Here is a 15,391-nt window from a genome sequence, read left to right as displayed (position 1 = left end):
CCCGCCGCGCTTCAAACACGAGGGAAGGTTTTCATGAGTCATCCGTTACTGGCTGCTGAAGCGGGCGTGAGACACCTGCTTCTTGGCAACGAGGCCATCGTCCGGGGGGCGTTGGAAGCAGGGATCAATGTGGTAACCTGCTATCCGGGCACCCCTTCATCCGAGATCCCGGACACGTTCCACGCTCTCGCCTCGTGCGGCAGATACCGCATGGAGTATTCCGTCAATGAGAAGGTGGCTGTGGAAGTGGGTGCCGGCGCGGCCCTTGCCGGGGCTATGAGCATGACCACGATGAAGCACGTGGGCGTCAACGTGGCCGCCGATCCGCTGTTCACCGCGGCGTATGTGGGGCTTCCCGGCGGTTTCGTGCTGGTGAGCGCCGACGATCCGCTGTGCCATTCCAGCCAGGATGAACAGGATAACCGCACCTACGCCCGGTTCATGGGGATGCCCTGCTTCGAGCCCGCCACCGCGCAGGAAGCCAAGGACATGGCCCGTGAAGCCCTGCTGCTGGCCCGTGAGCTCCAGCAGCCGGTCATGCTGCGCACGACCACCCGCGTCAACCACCTGCGCGGCCCGGTCACGTTCGGCGCGCTCGGCGAACCGGCCCCCATCGTGCCTTTCGAGCGCAACCCCATGCGTTTCGTGCCCGTGCCAGCCGTGGCGCAGAGCCGCCATAAGGTTCTTGTCGAGCACCTTGAGAACGCCCGCGCCAAGGCCGAAGCCTCCCCGTGGAACAAGGTTTCCGGAGAAGGGCGCATCGGCGTCGTCGCCAGCGGCATCAGCCGGGCCTACCTTGCCGACGCGCTCGCCGAGAACGGCTGGGAAAAGGAGGTCAAGGTACTCGAACTCGGGTTCACGTGGCCCCTGCCGGAAAACCTGCTGGCGGACTTCATGTCCGGCTGCGATACGGTGCTGGTGCTCGAAGAGCTCCAGCCGCTGGTTGAGCAGGATCTTCGCGCGCTCGCCCAAGAACGCGGGATTGACGTTTCCATCGTGGGCAAAGGCCCGGATCTGACGATTTTCGGCGAATACTCCACGGGCGCCGTGGCCCGTGCGCTGGCCGCCGTGCTCGGCAAGGAGCCCGTGTCCGTCAGCGGTTCCGCCATCGACGTGTCCCGTCTGCCCGGCCGTCCTCCGAACCTCTGCGCCGGGTGCTCGCACCGCGCCATGTACTACGCCGTCCGCAAAGTCTTTGGCGACGAAGCCGTCTACTCCAGCGACATCGGCTGTTATACCCTCGGCATGGTTCCGCCCCTGCGCGCCGCGGACTTCCTGTTCTGCATGGGCTCTTCCGTATCCGCAGGCAGCGGGTTCGCCATGGTTTCCGATCGCCCCGTGGTCGGCTTCATCGGCGATTCCACGTTCTTCCATTCCGGCATGACCGGCCTTGCCAACGCCGTGTTCAACAAGCACGACGTGCTGCTGGTGATCCTCGACAACGGCACGACCGCCATGACCGGCCATCAGCCCAACCCCGGCGTATGCACCGCCGTCCTCGGCGAAGGCTGCAACCATCTGGACATCGAGAGCGTTGTCCGCGGCATCGGCGTTACGGACGTCGCCAAGGTCAAGCCCTTCAACATGCGCAGCACGCTGAAGACGATTGAGGAAATGAAGGCCCGCTCTGGGGTTCGCGTCATCATCGCGGAAGAGCCCTGTATGCTGTTCGCCCGCCGCACGCTGAAGCAGAACCGCCCGCAGGTGGCTGAGGTCGTCACGCAGGGCGAGGAAGCCTTGAAGTGCCTGGCCGAGCTTGCTTGCCCCGCGTTCCGTCGCGGCGGCACCGCCGAAGCCCCGGTCGTCAGCGTGGATGAGTCGCAGTGTTCCGGCTGCATGGTGTGTCTCCAGGTAACGCCCGCTATCCGGGCCCGCAAGCGGAGCTGAAGATGAGCAATCGTATTCGTATTTATATGACGGGTGTGGGTGGTCAGGGAACGCTTACCGCCACCACGCTGCTGGCCCGCGTTGCCGTGGCGCAGGGCGTCGAGGTGGTCGCCGGCGAAATCCACGGTATGGCGCAGCGCGGCGGCGTTGTGGAATCCACCATTCTGCTCGGCGGCTGGAAAAGCCCCAAGCTCGGATTTGGGGAAGCCGACATCGTGCTTGGCTTTGAGCCGTTGGAAACGCTGCGCGGCCTGCGTTACCTGAAGCAGGGGGGCGTGGTGTTTTCCAGCACGGACGCCATCCCGCCGTTGTCCGTTTCCGCCGGGCGGGAAGCCGCTCCGGGGCTGGACGCCGTGGAGCGGGCCGTGCGTGATCACGCTTCTTCCGCGTGGTTCCTCCCCTGCCGCAGCATGGGCATCGAGCTCGGTTCCGCCCAGTGCGGCAACAACATTCTGCTCGGCGCGCTGTGCGCTTCCGGCCTCCTGCCCTTCGGGTTTGAAGCGTTGGAAGAAGGCATCCGCACTTTCATGCCCGCCAAGCTGGTTGACGTAAACATCAAGGCCGCCGGGCGCGGGCGCGAAATCCTCGCCTCGTCGCGGCTGTTCTAGCCGTTTGCCGGAAAGGGCGGCGCGCTTCCGGCACAAGGGGGGCGCGCCCCCTTGCCCTTTCCGAGGCAGGCCATAAGCGCGGACAGGCCCCGGCTCCTCCGAATGCTTTTTTATGGATGAAGGGGCAGGCCGTCCCGTTTTTCCTTCACATTCATGCACCCTCACACTTGGGGCTTGAAACGTGCCTTTCAGTCCCTTTTTTGATTCTTATGTCCGAACAGCCGACAGCCGATTTGCTGGATCCCATCCCGTACATGGAAACCCTGCGGCGCATCGCCGCAGGGATGGGGCCGCAGCGTGGTTTCCAGTCTTCGCTTAACTCCTTGCTTTCGCTCCTTACCGAGCGGCATGGTTTTCTGCGCCCGCATCTGGTCATTTTCGATCCGGAAACCCGGACGCTGCGCCTCTGCGTGGCTGATGGCGCCCCCCGGAGCGCTCAGGTCGTGTATGAGCCCGGCATGGGCGTTACCGGCCAGGTTTTCGTCACGGGCAAGCCGGTTATCGTCGAGTGCCTCAAGGGACACCCCGTTTTTCTCAGCAAATTTTTTGTGCGTACTGATGAAGAACTGTCTTCGCTGGCTTTCCTCAGCGTCCCGGTGCTCGCCCCGCAGATAAGCTGGGAGCCGGGCCGCGAACAGGCGCGCAAGGTCATCGGCGTGTTGAGCGTCGATACGCCGCGGGCTTCACGCGAGGAACTGGAGCGGCACCGTTGTTTCCTTGAGGTCGTTGCGGGGATGATTGCGGCGCAGGCCACGTATTTGCAAGACGACATGGCCCGGCAGCAGCGCCTTGCCGAGCGCCGGGGGGACAGGCCGCATGTGGCCGGGGATTTGGACGGCGGCATACTTGCCGTGTCCGAGGGCATGTGCGAGGCGCTGAAGCAGGCCAGCTATGCCGGGCACGGGCGTGGCCCGGTTCTGCTCCGGGGCGAACCGGGTACGGGAAAAGCCCGCGTAGCGGCATTCATCCATACGGCAAGCGTGCGCAACGAACTGCCGCTGGTGCGTTTTTATGCGTCGCGCCTCCAGTCGTCGGGTGCCGACAGGCTGACCGAGGAACAGGCCGAACGCGAGTTGTTCGGCTACCGCAAAGGCGCGTTTCCCGGTGCCGTTCAGACCCGCAAGGGGCTGTTTGAGCTTGCCAATTGCAGTACGCTGTTCATTGAGGACATCGACAGGCTTCCCCTGTCCATTCAAACGCAGATCCTGCATGTCTTGCAGGATCAGTCCGTGATCCGTATGGGGGGCGGGCAGCCCGTAGGCGTGGACGTGCGTTTTATCTGTTCATCGGCGGCGGATTTGGAATCTTTGGTTGCCCAAGGCGCCTTTCTTGAGGACTTGTACAATCGGATCACCGCGTTTCCCATTACCCTGCCCCCATTGCGTGAACGCCCTGAAGACATCCTTCCGTTGGCGGATATGTTCCTCAAGGCGTCCGCCGAGGCCATGGGGCGCACGGTGGAGCGCATTTCGACGCCGGCGCAGGAACTCCTCCTGCAATACCCGTGGCCGGGCAATGCCGGGGAGCTGGCCCAGTGCATGAGGCTCGCCGTACAGGGATGCGACGATCTCGTCCTGCGCGCCGCCCACTTGCCCCAATTCCTCCAGACGTCCGGGGACAGCCGGACGGCGCTGCCGTTCAACGATGCGGTGGCACGCTTCGAGCAGGAACTGCTTATCGACGCCCTGCAGCATGCGCACGGCAATATGCTGCAGGCCGCCAGGGATTTGCAGGTGAGTTACCGTATCGTCAATTACAAGGTCAAGAAGTATAAGATTGATCCCCGTTCCTTTGCCTGACATGGCAAGAGCCTGGCAGAGCATAGGTTAAGGATGGGGCGGCGCTGGGGAAGGGGAGGCATCCCGGCAATTGCTTTGCCCTTCGGCACGGAGGCATTGGCCCAGCGCTATAGCATGTGGCCGTTTCATCCCCACAGCCGAAAAGACACCTTTTTTCAGTTTTCCCCTTGGCGGAATCCAGAGCTGGCCTTTTGCCGGTTATTCCTTGGGGACTTCAAGGAAAAAGCATCGATCATTTTCTATGATGCAGCCTTCCGTTTTTTCCAACGCCGAAGTTATCTTTTCCCTCGGCCCGTTGGGGTAAGGAATGGCTTTGGACGGATATATACACTCTAAAGTGAAAAGGCTCTGGGCCCCGCCGCCGTTTTCCCTTGAAGAAGCCTCCTGCAGCCGCCCCCGGTTTTGGGGCCGTGCGGGGGGCCTTTTTGTGGACTCGTCAGCAACATCTCTTTACTGCGCCCCGTTCTGCTCTTGGGAAAAGTGCAGGGCGCCGCTTACTGCCCCCTATCGGATCATCTGCCCAAGAAAACGGAGGGAGGCGTTTTCCCCGTGCAAGCTGTGATTCCTCCTGAACAAGATGGGACGGGCAAGCAGCGTTCCTCAACCATACTTCTTGATGCGGCCGCATGGAATAACCGCCTTTTAGCCGGCCTTCATGGAAAGTATATAATAAAAGGGTGCGAAAAGCAGTTGCATTGCATAGCCTCCCCGTGCGATACTGAACAATATCGTTTCAGATATGGCTTGTTGTGCAGAGATCCTGAGTACGGAATAGAGGGAAGTGAGATGCCTTGGCATCAGGGACAGTTGACGGCTGGTAGGGGTACTTTGCCGGGGGAACGGTTCCGTTCCTTTCTGTCCCCGCCCCATGTCACCTCAGGGGAGGAGACACGGGGGAAAGGTGTATCGGGATTCTGGGGGGAGTGGGTACAGGAGAGGTTCCTGAATCCATAGCACAACCTTTTCAGTAACTTTGTTCCGAGGAGGCATCCCTGATGGATGATCATTTGAAAGAAGCACTGGATATTGTCAAAGCACAGGCCTGCGTCCGTATCATGTCGGAAGACGAAATCATCTCTATGGTGCGCCGTCTTTCCTCCGATATTAAGAATGTTGCCGAGGGTGAAGGCTGTGCCGAGGAGCTTGCCAGCTCCGATGTGCAGAGCGATCCCCGCAAGTCCATCAAAGAAAAGTCGATTACCTGCATGGAATGCGGCAAGACATTCAAAATTTTGACGCGCAAGCACCTCGCCAGCCATAACCTTGACGCTGCCGAATACCGCGAAAAGTGGGGCCTCAAGAAGGATACCCCGCTGGTCTGCAAGGGCCTCCAGCGCGAACGCCGCAAGAAGATGAAGGATATGAAGCTTTGGGAAAAGCGCCGTAAGGTTGAAGAATAACCATAGCCCGGTGGGGAGGGGGCTTTTTGAAGGACGAGATGCCCGGACGGGTTCTCTTCCCCCTCCCCGCCGGATTTTTTGCCCCGCTGTTTTGGCTGTGGGGTTAGCGGAAAGAGGCGGCTGTCCAAGGCCGCCTTTTTGTATGGAAAGAAAGCCTCCCGGTGGGCGGGAGGTTCCCAACACCCTTACAGCCTTGCGTAGGTTAAAAATTCCTTTTCATGGGTTTCGGCGTGCTGAGGGCGCGAAGCGGCCGAAACAAACGGCTGCCCGCATAACGGGTAGTTTTTTAGGCTGTGTAGTCAATTAGATATAATCTATTGAAGCTATTGGCTCTGTCATAGTATGTGGTTGTTTTGTTTTTACAGTACACTGAAAATACAGACTTTTTATCCTGCTTTCCCTTGCGGAATCCCTAGCTGAGGTATTTTGTTGGTTATTCCTTTGGAACTTCAAGGAAAAAGCATCAACCATTTTCTATGACACAGCCAAGCTATTTAACTATTTTTAATTTATAAAAATATTATTTTTAAATAATTTCAAATATTTGTATGTAAAATGACGACACGGCCTAGGCCGCCATAGCGGAATATGACAGTTTCATTTCCCCAGTATGGTGAAAATCAGTTCGCTCCGGCGGTTCCGCCAGCGAATCCTGTTCAGGGCATTTTGTTGGCTCCCATTGGGGAACTCAAGAAGCAAGAGATCAACCGTTTATCGTATACGGCTTTCTTTGAGGCTGTGCCAGAGGAAGCGCTTGAGGCGTTATTTCTTGAAATTCCAAAGGAATAACTCATAAAATGCCCCAATCATGGAGCCTATCAACGGAAAAATTGGATAAAAAGCCTCTACTTTTCAACATGCTGCGGAAATAAAACATCCACATGCCATGACAGGGCCTTCCTTGATGCTTCACATAGCCTTTTGAAGCGGCTTGAACAGCATTGGGCTGTGTTGTTTTGCATGTAGTTATTTAAAATAATTTTAATAGATTATATCTGATTGACGACACGATCTAGGAACCGCAGGGATAGCCCTGCGATATTCCGCCGTTGTCTGCGCCTCCCGCATCACCCTGCAATCTGTCGCCGGATGGAAACGGCAGCCCCATATTGCACAGGAAAAAAGTGAAGAGGGATTCAATGAAGGGGAAAGTCTTTGAAGGGGGCGGGGGAGGTTTGGAGGGGGCGGGGGAAACTTTCTCCAGAAAGTTTTCCCCGCCCCCTCCAATCGTTTCTAAACCTCAAACAACATTTCGAGGTCTTCCTTGGTGAGGGACTTCCATGTGTCCTGACCGGGGATGACGGCCTCGGCAACGCCGCGCTTCATTTCCTGAAGCTTGAGGATCTTTTCTTCCACGGTGTTCTGGCAGATCAGCTTGTAGGAGAACACCTGACGCGTCTGGCCGATGCGGTGCGTGCGGTCGGTGGCCTGGCTTTCCACGGCGGGGTTCCACCACGGATCGTAATGGATGACGTAGTCCGCTGAGGTCAGGTTGATGCCCGTGCCGCCCGCCTTCAGGGAGATGAGGAAGATCGGGATGTCCAGGCTGTTGTTGAAGCGATCCACCTGATCGAGGCGATCCTTGCTGGTACCGTCCAGATAGCAGAAGGGGATGTCCGTCAACTGGAGCCAGCCGCGGATGATCTGCAGCATCTGCACGAACTGCGAGAAGACCAGCACCTTGTGGCCGCCTTCCACCACATCGAAGATCATATCCTTGAAGGCCTCGAACTTGCCGGAGGGCAGGCTTCCGGTGGAGAAGCCGGGCATGTCCACCTTGAGCAGGCGCGGGTGGCAGCAGATCTGGCGCAGCTTGAGCAGCGCGTCGAGGATGGACATCTGGCTCTTGGCCATGCCCTTGCTTTCGACGTCGGCCAGCACCTGATCGCGGAGCTTCCGGGTCAGGGCCGAATAGAGTTCGGCCTGCTCGTCCGTCATGTTGCAGTACGTCACGTTCTCGATCTTCGGCGGCAGATCCTTGGCCACTTCAGCCTTGGTGCGCCGCAGGATGAACGGCTTCACGCGGGAACGCAGGTATTCGAGGCTTTCGCCGTCGCCGTCGCGGATGGGCTTGACCACGCCGCGCTGGAACGCGTGCTGCGAACCGAGGAAGCCGGGCATCAGGAACTCGAACAGCGACCACAGCTCGAACAGGTTGTTTTCGATGGGCGTACCGGACAGGCACAGCCGCATCCGGGCCTTGATGGCGCGTACCGAGCGGGCCGTGATGGTGTTCGGGTTCTTGATGTTCTGCGCTTCGTCAAGGATGATCGAGTTGAAGTAGTGCTTTTCCAGCTCCTCAAGGTCACGGCGGAGCAGGGCGTAGGTCGTCACCACGATGTCGGAATCCGCGACCTTGCGGAACATCCCTTCGCGGCGCGTCCCGTAGATGATCAGCCGCTTGAGGTGGGGCACGAACTTTTCGGATTCGCGTTCCCAGTTGGGCAGCACGGACGTGGGCACCACGATGAGGTTCGGGCCTTCATGCCCGTGGTTGACCATATGCTGGATGAACGACAGGGTCTGGATGGTCTTGCCGAGGCCCATTTCGTCCGCGAGGATGCCGCCGAACCCGTACTCGCTGAGGAAATTCAGGTACGAAACGCCCTGCAGCTGGTAGTTGCGGAGGGTGGCGTTCAGGCCCTTGGGCGTGCTGACGGGCTCCACTTCGGTGAAGTTCCGCACCTTCTCACGCAGCGAGTTCCAGAAGGAGTCGGTTTCCGCATTGGGCAGGTCGTCGAGCAGGTTGTCGAGCACGGGGGCTTCAAACTGCTTGAACTGGCGCTTGGGCGGCTTGGTGGGGTCGAAGCCGAGGGCCTGCAGCTTGTGGGCCAGCTTTTCCAGCCACGATTCGGGCAGGCTCGTGTAGGAGCCGTCCTTGAGCTGCACGTAACGGCGGCCGCGTACCCATGCCTTCCAGATGCGCTCCAGAGGCAGGTGCTGGCCGTCGTACTCCACATCGATGTCGAGGGAGAACCACTTTTCCTTCTCGTTGCTCTCCACCTTGGCGGAGATGACCGGCTGCGACATGCGCACCTTGTAGCGGGTGAGCGCCTTTTCGCCGTACACGCGCCAGTTTTCCACCAGCGTGGGGTAGGAGTCGAGCAGGAAGGCGATGGCCTCTTCCGGCTCCATAAACCACAGCCGGGTGCTTCTGGGCTGGAAGTGCATTTCCGCGAGCTGCGCCATGAGCGCGGCCTCTTCGGTCTGATCGCGGCGCACGAGGAAGGTATGCCCTTCAAAGACGTAGCTGCCCGTCTGGAAGTCCGGGTTCGGGCCGGGGAGGACGAATTCGCCGTGCACCGTCTCGTAGGTGTTCTGGACTTCAAGCGTGAGCAGGCTGCCTTCCTCGTCGAGGAACAGCTTGGGATCGTAGGTCGCGGGCTGGAAGATCGGGCCCATGATCTTGAGGAATTCGTCCGGCTCGTAGAGCTCGGAGGCGGGCAGGCGCGCCCATACGCGGTCGAGGAATTCCGAAATGTTGTCCTGCGGTACCACGGGATGGTCGGCGACAAGCTGCTTCACCAGCGAGGGGGAAAGGCTGGTCTGCACCGGGTAGAAGCTCTGGTTCCAGCACACCCACAGGGGCATCTGCCCGTGGAAGGTGATTTCGCTGTCTTCTTCCGAAATGGAGAAGGGTTTCTTTTCGCCGCGCTGGAGCAGCACGTCGAAGCGCAGCCCGTCCTCGTCGAGGCTGGGGCGCAGCTTCACGGTGAGCGGCGTGCTCACGATGGTGCACGGGATGTCCGTATCCTTCCAGAACATATAGTATTCGCGGCGGATAGCCCAGAAGAACCACGAAACGAGGCCCTCCGGGATTTCAATCCTGTGCCCGTAGTAGTCGAGGTAGTGCCCGATCTGGCGGGCGACCTGCAGGAGCTGGGGAGACTGGTCGCACCACTCCGGATTGCGCAGGATCTGTTCCAGCGACGTTTCCTGATGGACGGAGGACAGGCCGGTCTTGTTCTGCCGCGCCCGGAAAAGCGCCACGATGAGGCGGCCCGGTTCGGGATAAAAGCGGAAGATGAAGTAGTGGCGTCCGGTTTCCGGCTCCAGGGAGCTGGAGAAGAAGCTGCGGAAGCTCTGGCGCCATTCGGTGTTGAGGCGCTGCGGCTCCTCCGGCGCGCCATAGTCCTTGTCGAGATCCGCGAACATCTTCAAGGCGGTGGCGGCCACATGACGGCAAACGCCCATGAACGCTTCATGGCAGTTGCAGTTATACGAAATCTGGGAGTCCCCCGGATTCAGCAGCAGGTGGGGCGAATAGTTCTGAAAGTCCTCGCCCTGGACGATGCCTTCCACGTCCCAAGTATCGCCCTCCTTGCGGATGGTCAGCTTGTGGACGCCGCCGCTGTTCAGGATTTCCTGCCCCGTATCCTTGATGTATTCGGGCACGGAATCTTTCAGGAAGCCTTGGATCATGGCCCTGGCGGCATTTTCCTCACGTACGTTCATTTTTTCGGATGTCCTTGCTTCTGTCATGGCACTTTTAAACAGCGTATCCTTGTTTGTTGTGCATAAGCCTCATCAAAGCGGCAGATCCCTTGCCGACAGTTCGTCTATGGGTACGGATGCTTGCGGCATAACTGATAAAGTGGGATGGATACCCGGCAGAACGATGCGCTCCGCAGATGCGGAAGGGGATGCACGGAAGTATAAGCGACGAGTCTTATATTATCGTTGTATGCCAAGAATCGTCTGTTTTCAAGGGTACGCAAGTATGTTATGGGCATTTTCGAGAAAATATTTACAACTGACCCGGAATGCGTATGAAAAAGAGCTTGTTGATTCTGCTTTTCATCTTTTTGGCGCTGTTTTTTGCGGCGTTCCGTCCAGCCATGCCCTTTGCGGAGGAAACGGCGGCTCCACCGGAAGGCGCCCCGGTCACCGGAGGGCGTATCCTGATGGGCACCATCGGCGAGCCGTCCAACCTCATCCCTTATATGGCGTCCGATTCCGCTTCGAGCGAGATCACCGGGCTCCTGTATGTAGCTCCGCTCAAGTACGACAAGGATCTGAATGTGGTTCCGTGGGCCGCCGCTTCCTATGAAGTGCTCGACGGCGGCAGGCTCCTCCGCTTCGTCCTGCGCGACGATATCCGTTGGGAGGACGGCGCGCCCCTAACGGCGGACGATGTGGAATTCACCTACAGGCTCATGATCGATCCCAAGACGCCCACGGCCTATTCCGGGGACTTCCTCGCCATCGAATCCTTCAGGAAGACAGGGCGGCTGTCGTTCGAGGTGCGTTATGCCAAGCCTTTCGCCCGCTCCCTGATGACATGGATGGGGGCCATTCTGCCCAAGCATGTGCTTGAGGGGCAGGATATCATGACCTCTCCCGCAGCCCGCAAGCCCATCGGCGCGGGGCCGTACCGGCTTGCCAAATGGGACGCCGGTTCCATGCTTACCCTTACGGCTTCGGATACCTATTTCGAGGGCCGTCCCAATCTGGATGAGGTGGTGTACCGGATTATCCCCGATCCCTCGACCATGTTTCTGGAGCTGAAGGCCGGAAAGCTGGATATGATGTCCCTTTCCCCCCAGCAGTACCTGCGCCAGACGCAAGGGCCGCAGTGGGAACAGGATTGGCGCAAATATCGCTACCTGTCGTTCAGCTACACCTTCCTCGGGTTCAATCTTGAGCATCCTTTCTTTAAGGATGTGCGCGTCCGCCGGGCCATTTCGATGGCCATCGAACGCCAGTCGCTCATCGACGGCGTGCTGCTCGGGCAGGGCGTGCCCACGGTGGGGCCGTACAAGCCGGGGACATGGGCCTACAACGACAGGCTGACGCCGGTTCAACAGGATGTGGACGAGGCCCGCAGGCTGTTGGCCGAGGCCGGCTGGAAAAAGGGCAAGGACGGCCTCCTTGAGCGGGACGGCAAGCCGTTCCTGTTCACCATCCTCGTCAATCAAGGCAACGATTCGCGCATCAAGGCGGCGATCATCATCCAAAGCCAGCTCAAGGCGCTGGGCATCACGGTGCATATCCGCACGGTGGAGTGGGCCGCCTTCATCAAGGAGTTTGTCAATAAAGGGCGCTTCGACGCCATCATCCTCGCGTGGACGATTACCCTCGATCCCGACATCTATGACGTATGGCACTCTTCACGGGCCAAGCCCGGCGGGCTGAATTTCACGGGCTACCGCAACGCCGAGGTCGACAAGCTGCTCGTGGAGGCCCGGAGCATGGCCGATCAGGATCGCCGCAAGGAGCTTTACGACCGCGTGCAGGAGATCCTTGACGCCGAACAGCCCTACTGTTTCCTCTACGTCCCCTACGCACTGCCCATCGTGCAGGCCCGGTTCCAAGGCATCAAGCCTGAGCTGAACGGCATCATGTACAATTTTGATCGCTGGTGGGTTCCCAAAGACTTGCAGAGGTACAGCGTTCGGCCTTAGAGTTCGTATACCGCCGCACAAAACCTTGCGCGGCGGCGATCATGCACCATCAGCCCACAGGACGAGTCCATGAGTACAGTTGAAGCTCCTGCCTCCCATCTTCCCCTGCCGATGCAGAACATCCTGAGCCGGCTGGCTGCCAATTCCACGGAAGCGGAACAGGCGCTCGTACGCAAAGCCTATGCTTACGCAGCGGCGGCCCATGCCGGGCAGGTACGGCTTTCCGGCGAACCCTATCTCTCGCACCCGCTGGCCGTGGCCGAAGTCCTTGCCGAGCTCGGCTTCGACGCCCATGCGGTGGCTGCCGGGCTGCTGCACGATACGGTCGAGGATACCAAAGTCACGCTTGAAGAGGTTGACGCCGAATTTGGCGAACAGGTCGCCGACATCGTGGACGGCGTGACCAAGATCAGCATGATGACGTTCGACAGCAAGGAAGAGCAGCAGGCGGAGAATATCCGCAAAATGATCCTTGCGATGTCGCACGACATCCGCGTGCCCATCGTCAAACTGGCTGACCGCGTGCACAACATGCGGACGCTCGATTTCCAGAAGGCCCACAAGCGGCAGCGCATCGCGCAGGAGACGATGGACATTTACGTGCCCCTCGCCAACCGCCTCGGCCTGCACCGGATCAAGCTGGAACTTGAGGGCCTGAGCTTCAAATACATACACCCGGACGTCTACGCCCAGATTTCGGACTGGCTGGAAAGCAATCAGGTCGTGGAGCGTCAGCTCATCGCCAAAATCATCGCCAAGCTGGAAGGCATCCTCAGCTCCAACCAGATCGAAGGCACGGTTTGGGGCCGCATCAAGCATATCTACAGCATCTACAAGAAGATGACCGAGCAGAACCTGACGCTCGACGATATGCACGACATCCTGGCTTTCCGCGCCATCGTCAAGGATGTGCGCGACTGTTACGCGGTGCTCGGCCTTGTCCATGCGCAGTGGAAGCCCGTGCCGGGCCGCTTCAAAGACTATATTTCCATGCCCAAGGCCAACGGCTACCAGAGCCTGCACACCACGGTCATCGGGCCGGAGGGCGAGCGGATCGAAATCCAGATCCGTACCGAGGAGATGCACCGCCTTGCCGAGCACGGCGTGGCCTCGCACTGGCTGTATAAGGAGCGCCACCACGCGGTCAACGTCAAGGACGCCCCGGAATTTGAATGGCTCCGCGAGATCGTCAACCGGCAGGGGCAGGAATCGGACTCGAAGGAATTCATGCACACTTTGCGCATGGATCTCTTCAAGGATGAAGTCTACGTCTTCACGCCCGCGGGCGACGTAAAGGAACTCCCCGAAGGCGCGACGCCGCTGGACTTCGCTTTCCTCATCCATACGCAGGTGGGCAGCCAGTGCGTGGGCGCGAAGGTCAACGGCAAGCTGGTTCCGCTGAATACCGCGCTCAAGAGCGGCGACACGGTGGAAATCATCACCGACAAGAACCGCCATCCGAGCCGGGACTGGCTCAAGATCGTCAAAACTGCCAAGGCGCGCAGCCGCATCCAGCAGTACCTGCGTACCGAAGAACGCGCGGCGGCGATGGGCCTTGGCCGTGAAATGCTGGAAAAGGAAGCCCGCAAGTCAGGCATCAACCTGAGCAAGGCCGAGAAGGAAGGGCACCTGAGCACGCTGGTGAACAGCCTTGCCGCCGGGTCAGTGGATGAGCTGATGGCCTCCATCGGGTACGCGCGCTTCACGACCAAGCAGGTGGTGAAGCGTTTGCAGTCCATCGTTTCGCCGCCGGAGATCCTCGAAACGCCCGATGCCGTGGACACGGTCGTCTCCCACCGCAAGCGCAAGGAGCAGAGCCCGCCTCCCCCGCCCAAGACGGGCGGCATCTCCGTGCGCGGCGTGGACGATATGATGGTCCGCATCGCCCACTGCTGCAACCCCGTGCCCGGCGATTCCATTGTGGGGTTCATCAGCCGCGGGCGCGGCGTGATCGTCCATACGGCGACGTGTCCGAACATTCAGGAGATGGAGCCTGACCGCCTCGTTTCCGTGCAGTGGGACGGCCATGAGACGCAGCCCTTCCCGGTGCGTATCCATATCATGGCCCGCAACCAGAAGGGGTCGCTGGCGGACATCGCCATCGTCCTGCGCGACGAGGACGTCAATATCGACGGCTGTCTTTTGCAGGCGCTGGTGGACGGGCGCTCCGAGATGGAAATGGTGGTGCAGGTGCGCGACGTGGCGCATCTTTACCATGTCATCGACCGCTTGCGCCATTTGCCTTCGGTCATGGAAGTGCTGCGCAAGACGGCGGACGAGGAGTAGTGCGTGGAGGTTCTTTTTCCGACCATCTTTCTCGTTCTGCTCGGTTTTGTCCTTTTGCTGAACGTGATCACGCTTCCCGCCAACTGGATCATGCTCGGCCTCATCGGGCTTTGGAGGTTTGCCTACCCCTCCCCCGGAGACATGGGGTTTTTCTTCTTCGCCATGCTTGTCGGCCTTGCCCTGTTCGGTGAGGTCATCGAGTACATTGCGCAAGGCTGGGGGAGCAAGAAATACGGTTCGAGCACCAGCGGCATGTGGGCGGGGCTGCTCGGCGCGCTTGTCGGCGCTCTGGCGGGGCTTCCCCTGCTGTTTGGCCTTGGCGCGTTCATCGGCGCGCTCGTCGGCGCGTGGGTAGGCTGTTATCTCATGGAGCGCTGCAAGGGGCGCAACGACTACGAAGCCCGGCAAGCCGCCAAAGGCGCGCTGGTAGGCCGTTTCCTCGGCATCGTGGTCAAGTGCGGCATCGGTGCCGTCATGCTCGGCCTCACCTGCCACGCTGTTTTTCAGGTACCGGTGTATCCTGAGGTGACGACGTTTTAGGAACCGGGGGAAGGGAGGAAGAAACTTTCTATAGAAAGTTTCTTCCTCCCTTCCCCCGGACCCCCATCCCTCCATCTTCAAAGATTTTTGACTTTATCGAATCCCTATTCCGCGTTTTTGCCTCTTTTGAAGATCTGGGCGTTGTAAAATAAACGGAAGGCTTTGCCAGAGCAAATGGCCGATGTTTTTTGGGGCATGTCATAGGAAATGGCTGATGCTTTATTTTTGGCTCTATCATAGTACATGGTTTGTTGTTGTTTCGGCAATATACTGAAAATATATGCTTTTTCTCCAAGTTTTCCGCTGGTGGGCTCTGTGATTGGGGGATTTTATTGATTATTTCTTTGGAATTTCAAGAAAATAAAGCATCAACCGTTTTCTATGACACAGCCTTATTTTTATGGCTGTGTTTAAGTTTACGGTTGCTGATTTTTTCAATGAAAATCATGAATAGATAAAAGCTCGTT

The 15,391-nt window shown here is 59.0% G+C and carries 9 protein-coding genes; 8 read left to right on the top strand and 1 reads right to left on the bottom strand.

Annotation, left to right across the window (positions count from 1 at the left end; all coding sequences use genetic code 11):
* Positions 1–33 precede the first annotated feature (33 nt).
* From iorA to AC6I1V_RS05370, 5 genes are all read left to right on the top strand, one after another.
* Positions 34–1,887 (top strand): indolepyruvate ferredoxin oxidoreductase subunit alpha, encoded by a 1,854-nt coding sequence (gene iorA / locus AC6I1V_RS05390; protein WP_479859113.1) that lies wholly within the window; start codon positions 34–36, stop codon positions 1,885–1,887.
* A 2-nt stretch (positions 1,888–1,889) separates the two neighbouring features.
* Positions 1,890–2,495: an indolepyruvate oxidoreductase subunit beta gene (locus tag AC6I1V_RS05385; RefSeq protein ID WP_482332075.1), complete on the top strand. Its 606-nt coding sequence runs from the start codon at positions 1,890–1,892 to the stop codon at positions 2,493–2,495.
* Positions 2,496–2,704: 209 nt separating this feature from the next.
* The gene (locus AC6I1V_RS05380; RefSeq protein ID WP_486853969.1) at positions 2,705–4,294 is read left to right on the top strand and encodes a sigma 54-interacting transcriptional regulator; all 1,590 of its coding nucleotides are present in this window, start codon (positions 2,705–2,707) and stop codon (positions 4,292–4,294) included.
* 995 nt (positions 4,295–5,289) lie between these two features.
* On the top strand, positions 5,290–5,694 hold the full coding sequence (locus AC6I1V_RS05375) for a Ros/MucR family transcriptional regulator (protein WP_486854663.1): 405 nt from the start codon (positions 5,290–5,292) through the stop codon (positions 5,692–5,694).
* Positions 5,695–6,282: 588 nt separating this feature from the next.
* Positions 6,283–6,483 (top strand): hypothetical protein, encoded by a 201-nt coding sequence (locus AC6I1V_RS05370; protein WP_486854664.1) that lies wholly within the window; start codon positions 6,283–6,285, stop codon positions 6,481–6,483.
* 444 nt (positions 6,484–6,927) lie between these two features.
* Here the strand turns inward: AC6I1V_RS05370 and AC6I1V_RS05365 are convergent, their stop codons facing one another.
* Positions 6,928–10,149 carry a DEAD/DEAH box helicase gene (locus tag AC6I1V_RS05365; protein WP_337430444.1) on the bottom strand — a complete coding sequence of 1,074 codons (3,222 nt, stop codon included), beginning with the start codon at positions 10,147–10,149 and terminating at the stop codon, positions 6,928–6,930.
* Between the two features lie 314 nt (positions 10,150–10,463).
* Here AC6I1V_RS05365 and AC6I1V_RS05360 point away from each other — a divergent pair, with 314 nt between their 5' ends.
* From AC6I1V_RS05360 to AC6I1V_RS05350, 3 genes are all read left to right on the top strand, one after another.
* Entirely contained in the window at positions 10,464–12,098 is a 1,635-nt protein-coding gene (locus AC6I1V_RS05360) for a peptide-binding protein (RefSeq protein WP_486854665.1), read from the top strand.
* A gap of 69 nt (positions 12,099–12,167) precedes the next feature.
* The gene (locus AC6I1V_RS05355; RefSeq protein WP_302552537.1) at positions 12,168–14,384 is read left to right on the top strand and encodes a RelA/SpoT family protein; all 2,217 of its coding nucleotides are present in this window, start codon (positions 12,168–12,170) and stop codon (positions 14,382–14,384) included.
* Between the two features lie 3 nt (positions 14,385–14,387).
* Positions 14,388–14,924: a DUF456 domain-containing protein gene (locus AC6I1V_RS05350; protein ID WP_308771441.1), complete on the top strand. Its 537-nt coding sequence runs from the start codon at positions 14,388–14,390 to the stop codon at positions 14,922–14,924.
* The last annotated feature ends 467 nt before the right edge of the window (positions 14,925–15,391 follow it).

It is taken from the genome of Bilophila sp. T19-St14 (genome assembly GCF_059728385.1).
The sequence above is the reverse complement of the archived record's forward strand: the minus strand, read 5'-3'. Positions and strand labels throughout refer to the sequence as shown.

Excerpts from the sequence above, each read along its gene's own strand:
- iorA (WP_479859113.1), top strand. The coding sequence starts at position 34 with ATGAGTCATCCGTTACTGGCTGCTGAAGCGGGCGTGAGACACCTGCTT.
- AC6I1V_RS05365 (WP_337430444.1), bottom strand. The coding sequence starts at position 10,149 with ATGAACGTACGTGAGGAAAATGCCGCCAGGGCCATGATCCAAGGCTTC.
- AC6I1V_RS05355 (WP_302552537.1), top strand. The coding sequence starts at position 12,168 with ATGAGTACAGTTGAAGCTCCTGCCTCCCATCTTCCCCTGCCGATGCAG.
- AC6I1V_RS05370 (WP_486854664.1), top strand. The coding sequence starts at position 6,283 with ATGACAGTTTCATTTCCCCAGTATGGTGAAAATCAGTTCGCTCCGGCG.
- AC6I1V_RS05385 (WP_482332075.1), top strand. The coding sequence starts at position 1,890 with ATGAGCAATCGTATTCGTATTTATATGACGGGTGTGGGTGGTCAGGGA.
- AC6I1V_RS05375 (WP_486854663.1), top strand. The coding sequence starts at position 5,290 with ATGGATGATCATTTGAAAGAAGCACTGGATATTGTCAAAGCACAGGCC.
- AC6I1V_RS05380 (WP_486853969.1), top strand. The coding sequence starts at position 2,705 with ATGTCCGAACAGCCGACAGCCGATTTGCTGGATCCCATCCCGTACATG.
- AC6I1V_RS05360 (WP_486854665.1), top strand. The coding sequence starts at position 10,464 with ATGAAAAAGAGCTTGTTGATTCTGCTTTTCATCTTTTTGGCGCTGTTT.